Genomic DNA, 15,943 nt, shown 5'->3' with positions numbered 1-15,943 from the left:
CTGCCGGGCGGGGCTGAGGGGCCGAGGCCGTACGGCGCGTCAGCCGCGGTTGGCGCGGGGGTCGAGGGCGTCCCGCACGCCGTCGCCGAGGAGGTTCAGCGCGAGTACGAGGATCAGAAGCAGGACTCCGGGGACGAAGAGGTACGCCGGATCCTGGAGGAAGAACTGCGAGGCGTCGGTGAGCAGGGAGCCCCAGTCGGGGTTGGGCGGGACGACACCGACGCCCAGGTAGGACAGCGCGGCCTCGGTGGTGATGTTCTGCGGGACCGCGAGGGCGAACGCGATCAGGATCGGCGCCCACAGGTTCGGCAGCAGTTGGCGGAAAAGGATGTGAGGCCATCCGGCGCCCATGATCCGCGCGGCGTCGACGAACTCCCGCTCGCGCATGGACAGGACCTGACCGCGCACGAGGCGGGCGGTGTAGGCCCACGCGAACGCCGCGATGTTCAGGACCAGGACCGCGAGCCGGAGGTTCTCGTTGGTGCCCCCATGACTGTCGGTCTGCAACGCGCTCTGGATCACCGGAGTGAGCGCGATGATGAACAGCAGCTGCGGGAACGCCAGCATCACGTCCATGACCCGGGACAGCAGGGTGTCGATCCAGCCGCCGAAGTAGCCGGCCGCCAGCCCCACCACGACGCCGACCACGGTCGACACCACGGCGGACACCAGGCCCACGAGGAGCGAGGTACGCAGGCCGTAGACGATCCGGGCGAACAGGTCGTAGCCCGTCCCCGGTTCGACGCCCAGCCAGTGCGCGAGACTGATGCCACCGAGAGCGCCGTACGGGTAGTTGCCGGTGTCCGGGTTGATCGCCTTGTTGTCAGGGGTGATCGGCCCCCAGCCGGTCACCGCGGTGAGCAGCGGTGCGAACAGTGCTATGAGGACGAACAGGACGGTGATCACCAGAGCGATCGTGGTGATCCTGTCCCGCTTGACGCGTTTCCAGGCCATCCGGGACGGAGAGCGGCCGGCGATGACCGGGTCGCCGGGGGGCGCTGGGCCCGCCATCGGTTCCGCCGGGTCGTCGGCCCGCTGCACGGTGCCGCCGCCGGCCTCGACCGGCTGGGATCGGGCGCTCATCGTCGGGACATCCCGGATTCGATCCCGGTGCGTCGCGCGGAACGCCCGGCCGATTCGCCGGCGGCCTTTTCGCGTCCCCCGCCGGCCGGGGAAAGACCGGCCGGGGGCGGTGGCCAGGTCGCGCCTCTGGTTGAACTCGTCATTCGGATCTGCCCTTGGGTGAAAAGACGATGTGACGGAGGTTGCCAATGGCTTAAGGGTCTGCGGACTTGGCGCAACGCTAAGCGAGATCGTCAAGGGAGGTCAGAGGGGGAAGATGCTTTTTTATCGTTGTTTGTAAAGGTTGATGGCAGTGCGACGCATCTTTGGGTGCAGCTTGAACTGACAAGGGGTGGAAGTTGTACATTCCGGACATTGCCGCCGTGAAGTGCGGGGGATTTCATCCTTTTACGGCAGCCTTACAGCAGGTCGGCGGGGGGAGATGCGTCCCGCGGGGACCGTTCGGAAAAGAGGTCCGGGGGCTGTCGTGCTCGGCGTGGGCATGGCGATCTGGTAGCGCATCGGCGAGTTCCGGTGGTGGCGGTGAATGTCCGTGACCCGTCGGTGCAAGGCGTGAATACGCCGCCCGCCCGAGCGGCCCGGAGGCCGGGAATCGCGCACCCGATTGTCGCGCACCTGATCGTTCCGCCCCTTATTTCTGCTGATCGGCGTGATCTCGCGCCGGACACGTCCCCTGTTCCGCGGGCGATCGTGAAGAAGGTGGCGGCAAGGTCTTTTACGTGCGGGCAACTTCACCGACGCATCCGCGATATACGGGCGCGCCAGGCTGCTGGGCGTACGGCCGTGCGGGTGCCGTCCGCCGGCCGGGGTGGCCTCGCGCCGCCCCGGCCGGCCACCGCCGGACCCCGCGTTGAACGCGGGGCGGTCGCGCCACGTATCCCCTCCGAACGCAAGGACACTGCTGCCGGAGGGGCCTGGGAGGTGGCCATGCGGCAGACGTATCGGCTCGGAGGCGTGATCTGTGCTGCCCTGGCGGCGGCCGAGGCCGTCTGGGTGGCGCAGGACCTCACCCAGTTCCGGGCGGAGGGCGCCCTCAGGGTGTGGACCGGGCTCGGAATGCCGGTCGGCGGGGCGCCGCTGGTCACCTCCACCGTGGACCTGCTGCTGCTCGGGCTGTACGCGGCCGGCGCGGTGGCCGCCTTCCGGCCCGGTGGCGTGGGGGTCCTCGGGGCCGCCGCCGTGATCACCCTGGCGCTGCGCACTCCCGCGGCGCTCCTCCTGGCCCCCGCCTCCGGCGGCGTCCTGCGGGGCCTGCAGGGGCCGTTGCTGCTGACCGCGGGCGGGCAGGTGGCCGGGGCGCTCCTGCTGTTCCTGGTGGTACGCCGCAACGGCACGGACGCCCCCGCACCGCCCCGGCCCGCCGCGGGGGTGCTCGCGGGACTGCTGCTGCTGGTCGCCGCGGCGATCACGGGCATCTGGGAGTTCACCCGCGCCCACGGCGATCCGGCCGCCACGCCCCTGCCGCCGAGCTTCCTGTTCCGTACGGCCGTCGGCGGCTATCTCGTCAACTCGCAGCTGGGCGCGCCCTTCGACTGGCAGGCCTGGGCGAGCGCGGCCCTGGCGGCGGCCGCCGGGACGGCGGCGCTGGCGCGGGCGCCCTTCTCCCGGCCGCTGGGCATCTCGGTCGCGTGCCTGCTGGGTGCCGTCGCGGTCCCGGTGCTCGTCACCTTCCGGCTCCAGGCGCTGTCCGGCGCCGAGTTCGCGGCGGGCTTCTCGGCGGCCGCGGCCGTAGTGGCCGTGCTGCTGCTGATCCCCCGGCGGCCGGACCGGGACGGGGTGCCGGAGGGCGACCCGTTCGCGGACGCCGAGGTGGTGCCGGCCGCCGACAACCTCAGCATGCCGCTGTTCGACCAGACGGCCGTCCTGCCCGTCGTCGACGCCCACGGGCCGCCGCCCGGCATGCCGCCCGGGGAGGCCCGGGCGGCGTACCTGCGGGAACCCCCGTACAACTAGCCCGCGGTCCCGAGCCCCAGGGCCCGCTTGAGGAAGGCGACCTGGAGCAGCAGCAGGTTCTCCGCGACCTGCTCCTGCGGGGTCATGTGGGTCACGCCGGACAACGGCAGGACCTCGTGCGGGCGTCCGGCGGCCAGCAGGGCGGAGGACAGCCGCAGGGTGTGGGCGGCGACCACGTTGTCGTCCGCGAGGCCGTGGATGACCATCAGCGGCCGCACCCGCTCCGCCGGCGCGGACAGTCCGGCCTCGGTCACGAGGGAGTTGCCGGCGTACACCCCGGGCTGCCGTCCGGGGTCGCCGAGGTAGCGCTCGGTGTAATGGGTGTCGTACAGCCGCCAGTCGGTGACCGGCGCGCCGGCCACGCCCGCGTGGAAGACGTCGGGGCGGCGCAGCACCGCCAGCGCGGCGAGGTAACCGCCGTACGACCAGCCGCGGATGGCGACCCGGCCCAGGTCCAGCGGGTAGCGGGCGGCGAGCGCGTGCAGCGCGTCGACCTGGTCGTCGAGGGTGACCCCGGCGAAGTCGCCGGCGATCGCCTTCTCCCACGCGGGGGAGTGCCCGGGGGTGCCGCGGCCGTCCGCGACGACCACCGCGAAGCCCTGGTCGGCGAGCCACTGCGCCTGCAGGTAGGTGCGCTGGGCGTGCACCACCATCTGGCCGTGCGGGCCGCCGTAGGGGTCCATGAGCACGGGCAGCGGGCCGTCGCCGTCCCGGTGGCCGGAGGGCAGCAGGACCGCCGCGGGGATGTCCCGCTCGCCCGCGGTGGTGAGCACGGGGCGGGCGGTCAGCACGGGGGTCTCGGCGTACGAGGCGATCACGGCGACCTCCGCGCCGTCGCGCAGCACGCGCGTGGCGGCACCCGGCTGCTCCAGCGAGGCGGACGTCAGCACCGTGACGGCGCCCGAGCGCACCGCCGTGTGGACACCCGGCGTGCCGGTCAGCCGGACCGGGCCGCCGGGCCCGCCGTCCGCCCGGTACACATGGATCTCGCCGGTCTCCGGGTCCTTGGCCGCGGCCCCCGCCGAGGCGGTCAGCAAGAAGCCGTCCGCATCGCTGCCGAGCACCGAACGCACGTGCAACTCCGGTCCGGTAAAGGCCTGTTCACCGACGACCAGACACCGCGCGCCGCTCTCGTCGGTGATCCGGACCAGGCGCTCACCGCTCGCCCAGGCCGGCACTCCACCGAAAAGATCCAGCCAGATTTCATCGCGCTCCCGGTGCACCTCGCGGGTGCCGCCGGTGGCCGTGTCGACCGCCAGGTACACCTGCTCGCGCTGGTCCCGCGCCTGCACGAGCAGCAGCGGCGGGCCGGCCGCCGACCAGTGCACCCGCGCGAGGTAGGGATAGCGCTCCCGGTCCCACTCCACGGGCGTCGCCGCGCCGTCCAGGGTCAGCAGCACCAGCGTGACCTCGGCGTTGGGCGTTCCGGCGGCCGGGTAGGCGACCTCGGCGGGCTCCTGGCCGGGGTTGGCGGGGTCGGCGATCCACCACCGCCGCACCGGGCCCTCGTCCACCCGGGCGGCGAGCAGGGCGGCGCCGTCCGGGGCCCACCAGTAGCCGCGGCTGCGGGACATCTCCTCGGCGGCGATGAATTCCGCCAACCCGTAGGTGACGCCGGGGCCCTCCGGCCCGGCGAGGGCGCGGTCCCCGCCGCCGTCCGCGTCCACCACGCGCAGCGCGCCGTCCGCCACATACGCAACCCGGCGGCCGTCCGGCGACGGGCGGGGGTCCGCCACCGGGCCCGGCACCGCGATCTCCCGGGCGGTGCCCGCGATCAGTTCCGCCGTGAACAGCCGCCCGGACAAGGCGAACGCGGCGCGTTCCATGGCGTCGTCCGTCGCGTACGCCACGATGCCCGCCGAACCCTCGCGGCTGCGTTCGCGTCGCGCCCGCTCCTGCGGTGACAGCTCCTCGTCCGCACCGGAGAGCAGCGCCGCCGGATCGGCCACGACCCGCTCGGCCGCGGCGCCGTCCGCGGACAGGTCCAGCACCCACAGCAGGTGCGAGCGGTCGGTGCCGGAACGGGAGCGCAGGAAGGCGATGCGCCCGCCGTCCGGCGAGACGGAGAAGGCGCGCGGGGCGCCGAGCGAGAACCGCTGCGTGCGGGCGTACTGCCGCGGGAAGGAGAGCGATTGCGTCATGAGGGCGAGTCTCCCACCGGGGACGGCCGCCGGGCCCGGCGCGCGCACCCGCGAGAACCGGCCATGCGCCCCCGCGTGCTCCCGTGCACCGAGCTATGCGGTGCACCACAAAGTTATGATCCATTGCCGAGAGTGGGTAACAACCGGTTGGCAACTGCTGTCGCGACCCTGAGGCCCTGGAGGTGAGCCGCTGTGGCACTCTCGATTTCGGCGGTGCTGCTGCTGCTGATCGTCGTGTTCCTGCTCGTCCGGAAGTCCGGGCTGAAGGCGGGGCATGCGGTGGTCTGCGTACTGCTCGGCTTCTATCTGGCGAGTTCGTCGATCGCCCCGACGATCAGGGACCTGACCAACAACGTCGCGGGCATGATCGGGGACTTCAAGTTCTGAGCCGTAGGCTCTTCCCATGACCGCGACGCCCGCCCGCCGACTGCTCCTCGTCCACGCACACCCCGACGACGAGTCGATCAACAATGGCGCCACCATGGCCAAGTACGCCGCCGAGGGGGCCCACGTGACGCTCGTGACGTGCACCCTGGGCGAGGAGGGCGAGGTGATCCCGCCGGAGCTGGCCCACCTGGCCGCCGACCGGGACGACACCCTCGGCACCCACCGGATCGGCGAACTGGCGGCCGCCATGAAGGAGCTGGGCGTCAGCGACCACCGGTTCCTGGGCGGCCCCGGCCGCTACCGCGACTCGGGGATGATGGGCGTCCCGCAGAACGAGCGGCCGGACTGCTTCTGGCAGGCCGACCTCGACCAGGCGGCCTCGTACCTCGTGGAGGTGATCCGCGAGACGCGGCCGCAGGTGCTCGTCACCTACGACCAGAACGGCGGCTACGGCCACCCCGACCACATCCAGGCGCACCGGGTCGCCACCCGCGCCGCGGGGCTGGCCGCCGAGCCGTCCTTCCGGCCCGACCTCGGCGCCCCGCACACGATCGCCAAGGTCTACTGGAACTGCCTGCCCCGGACAGAGGTCGAGGAGGGCTTCGCGCGGCTGCGCGCGGCCGGCAGGGACCACCTGTTCGAGGGCATCGCGACCGCCGACGACCTGCCGGGCGTCGTGGACGACTCCGAGGTGACCGCGCGCATCGACGCCGAGGCGCGCTACGGCGGGCTCAAGGCGGCTGCCATGCGGGCGCACAGCACGCAGATCGCGGTGGACGGACCGTTCTTCGCCCTCTCCAACGACCTCGGGCAGCCGCTCTTCGGCGCCGAGTGCTACCGCCTGGTCACGGGCGAGCCCGGGGTCGTCGACGGCCTCGAGGACGACCTGTTCGCGGGGGTGGGGGCATGAGGCTCCTCGGATACGCCGTGCTCGCCGTGCTGGGCGCCGTGGTGGCGGTCGCCGGGGGGCTGGTCCAGGCGGCCTGGTTCCCCGGTGGGCTGATCCTGGCGTTGGCCGGCTGCGCGGCCCTGTTCTGGGGCGGCGCCAAGCTGACCGGCGGGCGGGTGGGGGCTCTGGTGCCGGCGGCGGTCTGGCTGCTCACCGTGGTCTTCCTGAGCTCCGCGCGCCCGGAGGGTGACTTCCTGTTCGCCAATGGACTCAGCCCGTACATCTACTTGTTGGGCGGTGCCATGGCCGGCGTGATGTCGGCCACGCTCGCCCAACCCGGGCCTCCCGGCGGCGGATCACTTGCGGCACGATAGGCGCCACGTTCCGTCCGTTACGATGCGCGCGTTGACCGCTCACGAACTGCGCGTCGTCCGTTTTGGTGGATGACGTCGCATACGTCCCGTTGGTACGGGCGGTCTCCCCCCGGCGGCAGGCGACTCCTCGGCGGTGCCCAGTATGGTGGTGCGCGCCGCCGGGCCGCCCGCGGAAGGCCGTGACGGGTGGCGAAGCGAACCGGGAGAGCCTGCATTGAGTCGTGAAACTGACCGTCCGTCCCCCGGCCACCAGGGCCGAGGCGGAGCCGCGTATCCCTCGGGCACCCCGCCGTACGGGACCCGCCCGTTTCCGTCGCTGCATCCGCAGGAGGGCCCACGGGACGAGGCACCTGCCGACGGGGAGACCCCGGCCGCCCCGGCCGCGGGAGAGCCCAGGACCGAGACCACGCTGACCACGCGGATCCGGATCAACATCCCCGGGTCCCGGCCGATTCCGCCCGTCGTGGTCCGTACGACCGTCGACGGCGGCGCCGAGGGCGAGGCCCCCGCCTCCCCGGCCGCCGGCCCCGCCCCGGAACCGGCGCAGCCGGCCGCGGGATGGACCCCCGCCGGCGGCGGCAACGGTGCCACCGGCGCCGGGCAGGGCGAGCCGGTGCCCGCACCCGCCCCGGCCCCCGAGCCGGAGATCCCGGCGCAGGGCGGCGCGAAGCCGACCAGCGACTGGTTCGCCCCGCGCAAGGCCACTCCCGCGCCGCAGGCGCCCGAGGCGGCGCCGCCCGCCCCGGCACCCGCCCCCGGGCCGGCCCAGGACTTCGCCGCCCCGGAGATCACGCAGCCGATGCAACTCGGCGACCTCCCCTCGCGGCCCACCGGCCAGGAGCGCGGTCCCGGCCGTCCTGGTGGCCCCGGTCGTCCGGGTGGCCCCGGTGCCCCCGGCGGCGCGCCCCGTCCCGGCATCCCGTACCTCACCGACGGCCCCATGGGCCCGGGCGGGCCCGGTGCCCCCGGCTCCCGGCCGTTCCCCGGCCAGGCGGGTCCCGGCGGTCCCGGCGGTGCGTCCGGTCCGGGTGGCCCCGGCCCCGGCACCGGCGGTCCCGGCGGTCCGGGTGGCCCCGGCCCCGGCCCCGGCCCCGGCGGTCCCGGTACCCCCTTCCGCAGCTTCCAGCCCCCGTCCGGCCCCACCACGGGCCCGATGACCGGCGACATGCGGATCCCCCCGGCCGGCGCCCCGCACGCCGCGCCGCACCAGGAGCCCTTCCCCGGCGCCTTCGCGCCCGCGGGGGAGCGGCTGTCCGGTGACACGGTCGTCAGCGGCATCCCGGCCGTGCCCCCCGCGGGCCCCGCGGTGACCCGCCCGGTCCCGGCCGGCGGCGACGCGTACCACTTCCAGGAGGACGACGAGCCGGCCCCGAAGCCCAAGGGACGCTCCAAGCTGATACTGGCGGGCGTGGCCGTGGTGGCCCTGCTCGGCATCGCCTACACGGCGGGCCTGCTGATGGACCACTCCGACGTCCCGGCCGGCACCACCGTCTACGGCGTCGACATCGGCGGCAAGTCCAAGGACCAGGCCACGGCGGCGCTCGACGCGCAGCTCGGCCCCCGCAAGGACACGGCGATCACCGTCACCGTCGGCGACCAGACCCGGAAGCTGAAGCCCTCGGCCGCCGGACTGGTCCTCGACACCGACGCCACCGTCCGCAACGTGGCGCGCCGCGACTACAACCCGGTCACGGTGATCGGCTCGCTCTTCGGCGGTACCCGCGAGGTCGACCCCGTCGTGGACACCGACAAGGACAAGCTCCGCGCGCAGCTGGAGAAGCTCTCCGCCGGCCTCGGCGGCGCCGGCTCCGAGGGCAAGGTCACGTTCGTGTCCGGCAAGGCCGTCGCCGTCGCCGGCAAGCCGCACCAGGCCATCGACGTCGACGGCTCGGTGGACAAGGTGGCGGCGGCCTACGCCACGCAGGTCGCCAGCGGCAAGCCCGGCCTGGTCACGCTGGCGGCCACCACCGTCGAGCCCAAGGTCACCCAGGCCGCGCTCGACGCGGCGGTCAACGGCTTCGGCAAGACCGCGATGTCGGGCTTCGTCTACGTGAAGGCGGGCAGCGGCAACCCCGTCCCGTTCAGCCCGGAGCACTCGCTGTCGGAGATCTTGTCGATGGTCCCGGACAAGGACGGCAACCTGACCCCGTACATCGACACCAAGGTGCTCAAGGGCCTGTACGGCGGCGCCTTCGACGGCGTGCTGGTCACCCGTGGGGACGGCAGCAAGACCGCCGTCACCCCGCAGGACGTCGCCTCGGCGATGCTGCCCGCGCTGCGGACGGACGACCCGACGAAGAAGACGGTCACCGTGGAGGGCACCTCCTGACCGCCTGAGCCTTCCGCCACGAGCGCCATGGGTGTGGCCCCGGTACCCGTACCGGGGCCACACCCATGACATCTGTCATGCGCGGAACGGGACGCCGGGCACTGCCGGGCGGACCCCCGCACCGGGATTCTGATGCCATGACCGCCATCGCGTTCACGCACGTGACGAAGAGCTTCGGCCCGGTACGGGCCGTCGACGACCTGACCCTGACCCTCCACCCGGGCGAGACCGTCGCCCTCCTCGGCCCCAACGGCGCCGGCAAGTCCACCGCCCTGGACCTGCTGCTGGGCCTGCGCACCCCCGATTCCGGCACCGTCGAGATCTTCGGCCGCCCGCCGCGCCGCGCGATCTCCGAGGGGCTGGTCGGCGCCGTGCTGCAGAGCGGCGGCCTCATGGAGGACGTCACCGTCCGGGAGATCGTGCGGCTCGCCTGCGACCTGCACCCCCGCCCCCGCCCCGTCGCCGAGGTGCTCGCGGACGCCGGCCTGGAGGCGATCGCCGGCCGCAAGGTCAACAAGCTCTCCGGCGGCCAGGAGCAGCGCGTGCGCTTCGCCCTCGCCACCGCCGGGGCGAGCGACCTGCTGGTCCTGGACGAGCCCACCACCGGCATGGACGTCTCCGCGCGCCAGGCCTTCTGGGACGCCATGCGCGGCCAGGTGCGGCAGGGCCGCACCGTGCTGTTCGCCACCCACTACCTGGAGGAGGCGGACGCGGTCGCCGACCGCGTGCTCGTCCTGCAGGGCGGACGGCTGCTGGCCGACGGCACCGCCTCGGAGATCAAGGCACGTGCCGGGGCCCGGCGGATCGTCTTCGACCTGGACACCGCCTGGGACGAGGCGGCGCTGCTCGCGCTGCCCGGGGTCACCGCGGCCGAGGTGACCGGGCCCACCGTGCGCCTGCGGTCCACCGACGCCGACGCGACCGTGCACGCCGTCTACGCGGCCGGGCTCTACCCCCGCCACCTGGAAGTCGCCGGGCTCGGCCTGGAACAGGCCTTCCTGGCCATCACCGCAGGCACCGCCGGCACGGAACCGGCGGCGCCGGTCGCCGCGGCCAAGGACGAGGAGGTGGCGGCCCGATGAGGACGCTGGTCAAGCTGGAGATCCTGCGCGTCCTGCGCAACCGCAAGTTCATGTTCTTCTCGGTGCTCTACCCGGTGCTGCTCTTCCTGATTCTGACGGCAGGTCAGAAGAGCTCCCTGGTGACGTACTACATGGTCGCGATGTGCGCCTTCGGCGCCATGACCGCCGTGCTCATGGGCAACTCCGAGCGCATCGCCCGCGAGCGCGACCGGGGCTGGGTCCGGCAGCTGCGGCTGACCGCGCTGCCCGGCCGCGGCTACGTCCTGGCGAAGATCGCCTCCGCGGCCACCGTCAGCCTGCCCTCGATCGTCCTCGTCCTGATCGCGGGCGCGGCCGTCAAGGGCGTGCGGCTGGACGCCTGGCAGTGGGGCGGCGTGCTGCTGACCAGCTGGGCCGGCAGCTTCGTCTTCGCCGCGCTGGGCGTGGCCATCGGCTACGTCGCGAGCGCGGACGTGGCCCGCCCGGTCGCGATGATCGCCTACTTCGGCATGGCGCTGCTCGGCGGCCTGTGGATGCCGTACAGCTCCTTCCCGGGGTGGCTGCGGCACATCGCCGACGTGCTCCCGGCGCGCCCGTACGCCGCGCTCGGCCAGGCCGTCGAGCTCGGCCACGCCCCGCACCTGCGCGACGTGGCGGTGCTCCTGGTCTACCTGGTGCTCTTCGCGGGCACAGCCGCTTGGATGTACCGCAAGGACACCGCGAAGGCCTGAGGGCCGGAAGGGAGCGCGACGTGGCCGCGGGAGCGACGCGCTGGCGGGAGGCCGTCGAGGCGGACGACACCACGGCGATCGGCCGGGCGCCGGAGAACCGCCGGCAGGCACTTGTGAAGCTGATCTGGATCGCGATGTGGATGCTCTACCTGGGCTCCCCGGTCAGCGATCTGGCCGACGGCGGGCACGGCCTGCTCGCCACCGTGCTGGGCTGGACCGGGCTCGCCGTCTACGTCACGCTCTACCTCGGGCTGGTCTTCCGGCGGACCAACGCGGAACGGCAGCCGCCCTGGGTGTACGGGGTACTGGGACTGCTCGGGGCGCTCGCCCTGGTGCTGGGACTGACCCTCGGCAGCGCGTTCCTCGTGCTCTTCGTCTACCTGTCGGTCGGCTGCGGCGCGGTCCTGCCCGGCCGCCAGGCCCGCTGGGTGATCCCCCTGGTCACCGGGGTGCTCGCGCTGTGCGCCTGGCCGCGCGGCGCGGACGGCATCACGCTGGTCTCGCTCCTCGTACCGTGCATGCTCGGCGGCTTCGCGATGACGGGCGTACGGCAGCTGGTCCGCACCACCCGCGAGCTGCGCGAGGCCCGCGAGACCATCGCGCAGCTGGCCGCCACCGAGGAACGGCTCCGGCTGGCCCGCGACCTGCACGACCTGCTGGGGCACTCGCTGTCCCTGATCACCCTCAAGAGCGAACTCGCCGGGCGCATGCTGCCCGACCGGCCCGGGGACGCCGCGGCGCAGGTCGCCGACATCGAGCGGGTCAGCCGCCAGGCCCTGGTCGACGTCCGCGAGGCCGTCAGCGGCTACCGGCGGGCCAATCTCGCCGACGAGTTGATCGCGGCCCGCGGCGCGCTGCGGACCGCCGGTATCCGCGCCGACCTGCCCACCGAGGTGACCGCCGCGCTGACCCCGGAGGCGGAGGCGGCCCTCGCCTGGGCCCTGCGCGAGGCCGTCACCAACGTCGTACGGCACAGCGGCGCCCGGCGGTGCGCTGTCGCCGTAGGCGCGGGCGGCGGCGGAACGGTCTGCCTGACCGTCTCCGACGACGGGCGCGGCCCGAGCGGCACCGGGCGCGGCAACGGCCTCACAGGGCTGGAGGAAAGGCTTTTGCTGGCCGGCGGCCGCCTGGAGACGGAGGGCGGACGCGGTTTCACCCTCCGCGCGTTCGTCCCGGCGGGCTACGCTGCCGCCCATGATCCGGGTGCTGCTGGCGGAGGACCAGTCGATGGTGCGGGAGGCACTGGCCGCGCTGCTGGGGCTGGAGGATGACATCGAGGTCGTCGCCCAGGTCTCGCGCGGCGAGGACGCCGTCGCGGCCGCGCGCACCGCGGAGGCGGACGTCGCCCTCCTCGACATCGAGATGCCCGGCGCCATGACCGGCCTCGACGCGGCGGCCGCGCTGCGGGCCGAGCTGCCGCACGTGCGGGTCGTCATCGTCACCACCTTCGGGCGGCCCGGCTACCTGCGCCGCGCGATGGAGGCCGGCGCCGACGCGTTCCTGGTCAAGGACGCCCCCGCGGCGCGGCTCGCGGACGCGGTGCGCGCGGTTCTGCGCGGGGAGAAGGTCATCGACCCGGCGCTCGCGGCGGCCGCCCTCAGCGGCGGTGCGGATCCGCTCACCGCGCGCGAGCGGGAGGTTCTGCGGGCGGCGGCCGACGGCTCCGTCAACGCGGAGATCGCGCGCCGGCTGCATCTGTCCGAGGGGACGGTTCGCAACTACCTCTCGACGGCGATGCAGAAGGCGGGGGCGCGGAATCGGGGGGAGGCGGTGCGGATCGCGCTCGACCGCGGCTGGCTCTGACCTGGTTTTTCCCCCGCCCGCCCTCCCGTGTGCCCGGCGCGGTCAGTCACCCCGGCGCGCGTTTCGTGGGGGCCGGGTGCGGGGCCTCCGGGGCTGGCCATTCTGGACAGCACATTTAGGTGCCTCAAGCAGCCTCAACTGATCACCCCGGGTCATGCACCCAAATATGCTCCACAGTCCAGAACACCCACCCCTACGACCCCGCCCCCTCCGTAGGTTGTCGCGCCTGATCCCCGGTGGGGGGTATAGAGGCGGTCCGGGTGACCCCGGTTGCCTGGACACAGGCCGAGCGGCTGTGAGGGCGCGCAGCGTCCCATGGGGTTCCCCGAGCGTCTGCCGCCGGTGTGCGGGCGATGCGGCGGCTGGTGGGCGGTGTGTCTCCGGGGGGGATCGCGGGTCTCATGGGGTTCCGCGCGGCGGCGCGTTCCACAGGGAGTCGGACGTAGACGTGGCTGCGGGCGGTGAGGTCGTTCGGTCCTGTGCGCTCGGTGGCGCGTGCAAGTGGCTCGTCCGGATCGTCTCGCCGAGGCCGCGCCGAACGCCTATGCCGGTGCGGGGGCGATGCGGCGGCTGTCGTGCGGGGTGTCTCCGGGGGGATCGCGGGTCTCATGGGGTTCCGCGCGGCGGCGCGTTCCACAGGGTGCCGGACGTAGACGCGGCTGCGGGCGGTGAGGTCGTCCGGTCCTGTGCGCTCGGTGGCGCGTGCAAGTGGCTCGTCCGGATCGTCTCGCCGAGGTCGATGTCCAGGTCGCCGAGGCGGCAGTTGTCTGGGCGGCTGTCGTGCGGGGTGTCTCCGGGGGGATCGCGGGTCTCATGGGGTTCCGCGCGGCGGCGCGTTCCGCAGGGTGCCGGACGTAGACGTGGCTGCGGGCGGTGAGGTCGTCCGGTCCTGTGCGCTCGGCGGCGCCTGCGAGTGGCTCGGCCGGGTCGTCTTGCCGAGGCCCCGTAGAACTCCACTGCCGGTGTGGCGGTGAGGCGGCGGTTGCCTGGGCGGCTGGCGTGCGGTGCGTAAACGGTGGCCCGAGCACGGTCCGCCTCCATACCCCCCCACCGGGGATCAGGCGCATGACGAAACGGAGGGGGCGGGGTCGGAGGGGTGGGTGTTCTGGACTGTGGAGCATATTTGGGTGCATGACCCGGGGTGATCAACAGATTGTGCCGGAGGCACCGAAATGTGCTGTCCAGAATGGCCAGCCCCGGAGGCCCCGACCCCGGCCCCCACGAAACGCGCGCCGGGGCGCCCTGACTTCACAGGGCTGGGGGCACCCCCGGCCGAAGGTTGGGGGAGGGAGGGCGGGCGGGGAAAAAACCCACCCGGACAGCCAGCGCAGCGGTCAGTTGAGGAGCGCCCGCGCCGCCCGCGCCTGGTGCCGCAACGCCCCCGCCCTCCCCGGCTCCGCCGCGTCGAGCACCTCCGCACAAGCCTCCATCTCGGCCGCGCCCCGCGCGAAATCCCCCGCCCGCACCAGCAGTTGCGCGTGCTCCTGCCGCAACCGCCCCGGATGCTGCGGCAGGAGCAGCGAGAGCTCGACCGCCCACAGCTGCACCGCGAGGTGCTCGGGGCGTGCGTCGGCCCAGGCACGGATGTTGTTCAGCACGCGCAGCACGATGTCCAGCGGGTCGGCCGGGCCGAGCATCGCCGGGGACGGAACGGACCCGGTGGCGCCCGCCACGAGCAGGCGTACGTCCTCGTCGCCCAGGGGGCGCCCGCCGTTGAAGGGGTCGGCGAGCACGAACGCGCCGGCCGGGTCGCCGAAGCCGACCACGAAGTGGCCGGGGAGGGCGACGCCGTAGACCGGCGCACCGGCCCGCCGGGCGACCTCGATCCACACCACGGACAGCAGGATGGGCAGCCCGCGCCGCCGCCGCAGGACCTCGTGCAGCAGCGAGGAGTCCAGCCGCTGGTAGTCCGCTGGTGTCCCGCCGAAGCCGAGCCGGCCGCCGAGCAGGGCGGCCGTGGCGGCGGCCCAGTCGGCGGGCCCGGTGAGCCCGTACGGCAGGAGCCCGGCGAGCCGGTCGAGTTCGATCTGCGCGGCGTCCGTCCCGGCCTCGCCGAGGCCGGGGTCGGCCTCCTCGCCGACGAGCAGGCACAGCGTCGCCAGGTCCGGGCGCGGTTCGCGGGCTGCTTCGGCGAAGCGCCGCCTGACGGAGTCGTCCATGCCGCCGCTCCTAACCGTCCGCCGGGCGCGGCCCGCGCCGGTAGTGGTACGCGTGGTGTGTGCCGAAGCCCAGCCGGTCCCAGAGCGCGCGGGCGCCCTCGTTGTCCGCCTCGACCTGGAGGTACGCCCCCGAGGCGCCCTCCTCCAGGGCCTTGCGGGCCAGTGCCGCCACGACCGCCGTGGCCAGCCCGCCCCGTCGCGCGGCCGGGTCGGTCTCGACGGCGGCGAAGGACGCCCAGCGTCCGTCGACCACGCACCGGCCGATCGCGGCGGGCGCGCCGCCCGCGGCGCCCGGCACGCTCGCCAGCCACACGGAGGGGCCACCGGTGAGCACGGCCAGTGCCGCGTCGCCGAGGCCGCCGGTGCGGTGGTAGCGGGCGAGCCACCCGGCGTCCACCTCACGTGCCGGCCGCACCTGTTCGGCGCCCGGCAGGTCCGCGAGCGGCGCCAGCGGGGCGGTGCGCAGCAGGGCGTGGCCCTCGGCGGTCCAGCCGAGGGCGTCGAGCGACGCCGCGAGGGCCTCGTCGCCCTCCTCGCCGCCCGTGGTGACCTGGATGTACGCGGGCAGCCCGCGTTCGCCGTACCAGCGGGTCACCGCCTCGGCCGCGGCCGCCACCGGCATGCCCGGCTCGCCGAGCGGCAGCGCGGAGTTGGCCCTGCGGGTGAACCCGCCGGCGGCCCGGAGCGTCCAGGCGCCGAGCCGCCCGGTCTCGGGCGCGGGCCAGCAGCGCGCGGCGCTCTCCTGCAGTTCACGGGCGGTCGCGCGGGGCGCCCGCGCGCCGCGCCGGGCCGGCGTGTCGGGCACGATCTTGGCCGCCACCAGCAGGGGTTCCGCGATGCGGACGGCCTCCCCGTTCCTGCGGGTCACGACCAGTGCGCCCTCGTCCCACGATGTGAGAACCCCTACGGCGTCGGTGAACACGGGGCGTCCTCCGACGATCTCCGCGATCCGGCGGACCGATACCCGTTTGCCCACGTCAGAGGGCGTTATGCGTACATCCGCCCGAGCTCCGGCGGTGAAATCCATGCTCAT

The 15,943-nt window shown here is 74.1% G+C and carries 13 protein-coding genes; 9 read left to right on the top strand and 4 right to left on the bottom strand.

The window, feature by feature from the left end:
- Nucleotides 1–39: 39 nt before the first annotated feature.
- On the bottom strand, nucleotides 40–1,083 hold the full coding sequence (locus ACIP98_RS25675; protein WP_401978112.1) for an ABC transporter permease: 1,044 nt from the start codon (nucleotides 1,081–1,083) through the stop codon (nucleotides 40–42).
- A 927-nt stretch (nucleotides 1,084–2,010) separates the two neighbouring features.
- Between ACIP98_RS25675 and ACIP98_RS25670 the strand changes: the two genes are divergently transcribed.
- The gene (locus ACIP98_RS25670; RefSeq protein WP_401978110.1) at nucleotides 2,011–3,036 is read left to right on the top strand and encodes a hypothetical protein; all 1,026 of its coding nucleotides are present in this window, start codon (nucleotides 2,011–2,013) and stop codon (nucleotides 3,034–3,036) included.
- On the opposite strand, the gene ACIP98_RS25665 is transcribed toward ACIP98_RS25670, so the two are convergent.
- Nucleotides 3,033–5,177: an alpha/beta fold hydrolase gene (locus ACIP98_RS25665; RefSeq protein WP_401978107.1), complete on the bottom strand. Its 2,145-nt coding sequence runs from the start codon at nucleotides 5,175–5,177 to the stop codon at nucleotides 3,033–3,035. The genes ACIP98_RS25670 and ACIP98_RS25665 overlap by 4 nt on opposite strands.
- Before the next feature lie 192 nt (nucleotides 5,178–5,369).
- Here ACIP98_RS25665 and ACIP98_RS25660 point away from each other — a divergent pair, with 192 nt between their 5' ends.
- The 8 genes from ACIP98_RS25660 to ACIP98_RS25625 all read left to right on the top strand — a co-directional run bounded on the left by ACIP98_RS25660 (nucleotide 5,370) and on the right by ACIP98_RS25625 (nucleotide 12,751).
- Nucleotides 5,370–5,564: a hypothetical protein gene (locus tag ACIP98_RS25660; protein ID WP_319665541.1), complete on the top strand. Its 195-nt coding sequence runs from the start codon at nucleotides 5,370–5,372 to the stop codon at nucleotides 5,562–5,564.
- Between the two features lie 16 nt (nucleotides 5,565–5,580).
- Nucleotides 5,581–6,474 carry an N-acetyl-1-D-myo-inositol-2-amino-2-deoxy-alpha-D-glucopyranoside deacetylase gene (gene mshB, locus ACIP98_RS25655; RefSeq protein WP_319665542.1) on the top strand — a complete coding sequence of 298 codons (894 nt, stop codon included), beginning with the start codon at nucleotides 5,581–5,583 and terminating at the stop codon, nucleotides 6,472–6,474.
- On the top strand, nucleotides 6,471–6,827 hold the full coding sequence (locus ACIP98_RS25650) for a DUF6113 family protein (RefSeq protein ID WP_319665543.1): 357 nt from the start codon (nucleotides 6,471–6,473) through the stop codon (nucleotides 6,825–6,827). Before mshB ends, ACIP98_RS25650 begins: the two co-directional genes overlap by 4 nt.
- Nucleotides 6,828–7,041: 214 nt before the next feature.
- Complete coding sequence (locus ACIP98_RS25645; RefSeq protein WP_401978104.1) at nucleotides 7,042–9,156, top strand: hypothetical protein; 2,115 nt, start codon at nucleotides 7,042–7,044, stop codon at nucleotides 9,154–9,156.
- Nucleotides 9,157–9,293: 137 nt separating this feature from the next.
- The gene (locus ACIP98_RS25640; protein WP_319665545.1) at nucleotides 9,294–10,238 is read left to right on the top strand and encodes an ABC transporter ATP-binding protein; all 945 of its coding nucleotides are present in this window, start codon (nucleotides 9,294–9,296) and stop codon (nucleotides 10,236–10,238) included.
- Nucleotides 10,235–10,948, top strand: a complete 714-nt coding sequence (locus ACIP98_RS25635; protein WP_401978102.1) for an ABC transporter permease — start codon at nucleotides 10,235–10,237, stop codon at nucleotides 10,946–10,948. The genes ACIP98_RS25640 and ACIP98_RS25635 overlap by 4 nt, the downstream gene beginning before the upstream one ends.
- A gap of 20 nt (nucleotides 10,949–10,968) precedes the next feature.
- A complete protein-coding gene (locus ACIP98_RS25630; protein ID WP_401978100.1) occupies nucleotides 10,969–12,219 on the top strand; it encodes a sensor histidine kinase in 1,251 nt (416 codons plus the stop codon).
- Nucleotides 12,143–12,751 (top strand): response regulator transcription factor, encoded by a 609-nt coding sequence (locus ACIP98_RS25625; RefSeq protein ID WP_319665548.1) that lies wholly within the window; start codon nucleotides 12,143–12,145, stop codon nucleotides 12,749–12,751. Before ACIP98_RS25630 ends, ACIP98_RS25625 begins: the two co-directional genes overlap by 77 nt.
- Before the next feature lie 1,334 nt (nucleotides 12,752–14,085).
- Here the strand turns inward: ACIP98_RS25625 and ACIP98_RS25620 are convergent.
- Entirely contained in the window at nucleotides 14,086–14,910 is an 825-nt protein-coding gene (locus ACIP98_RS25620; protein ID WP_319665549.1) for a transglutaminase-like domain-containing protein, read from the bottom strand.
- 10 nt (nucleotides 14,911–14,920) lie between these two features.
- A complete protein-coding gene (locus ACIP98_RS25615) occupies nucleotides 14,921–15,937 on the bottom strand; it encodes a GNAT family N-acetyltransferase (protein ID WP_319665577.1) in 1,017 nt (338 codons plus the stop codon).
- Nucleotides 15,938–15,943: the final 6 nt, after the last annotated feature.

The organism is Streptomyces sp. NPDC088354, from assembly GCF_044753585.1.
In the GTDB taxonomy this organism is placed as follows: domain Bacteria; phylum Actinomycetota; class Actinomycetes; order Streptomycetales; family Streptomycetaceae; genus Actinacidiphila.
Note: the sequence above shows the minus strand (reverse complement) of the source record. Positions and strands in the feature narration are given on the sequence as shown.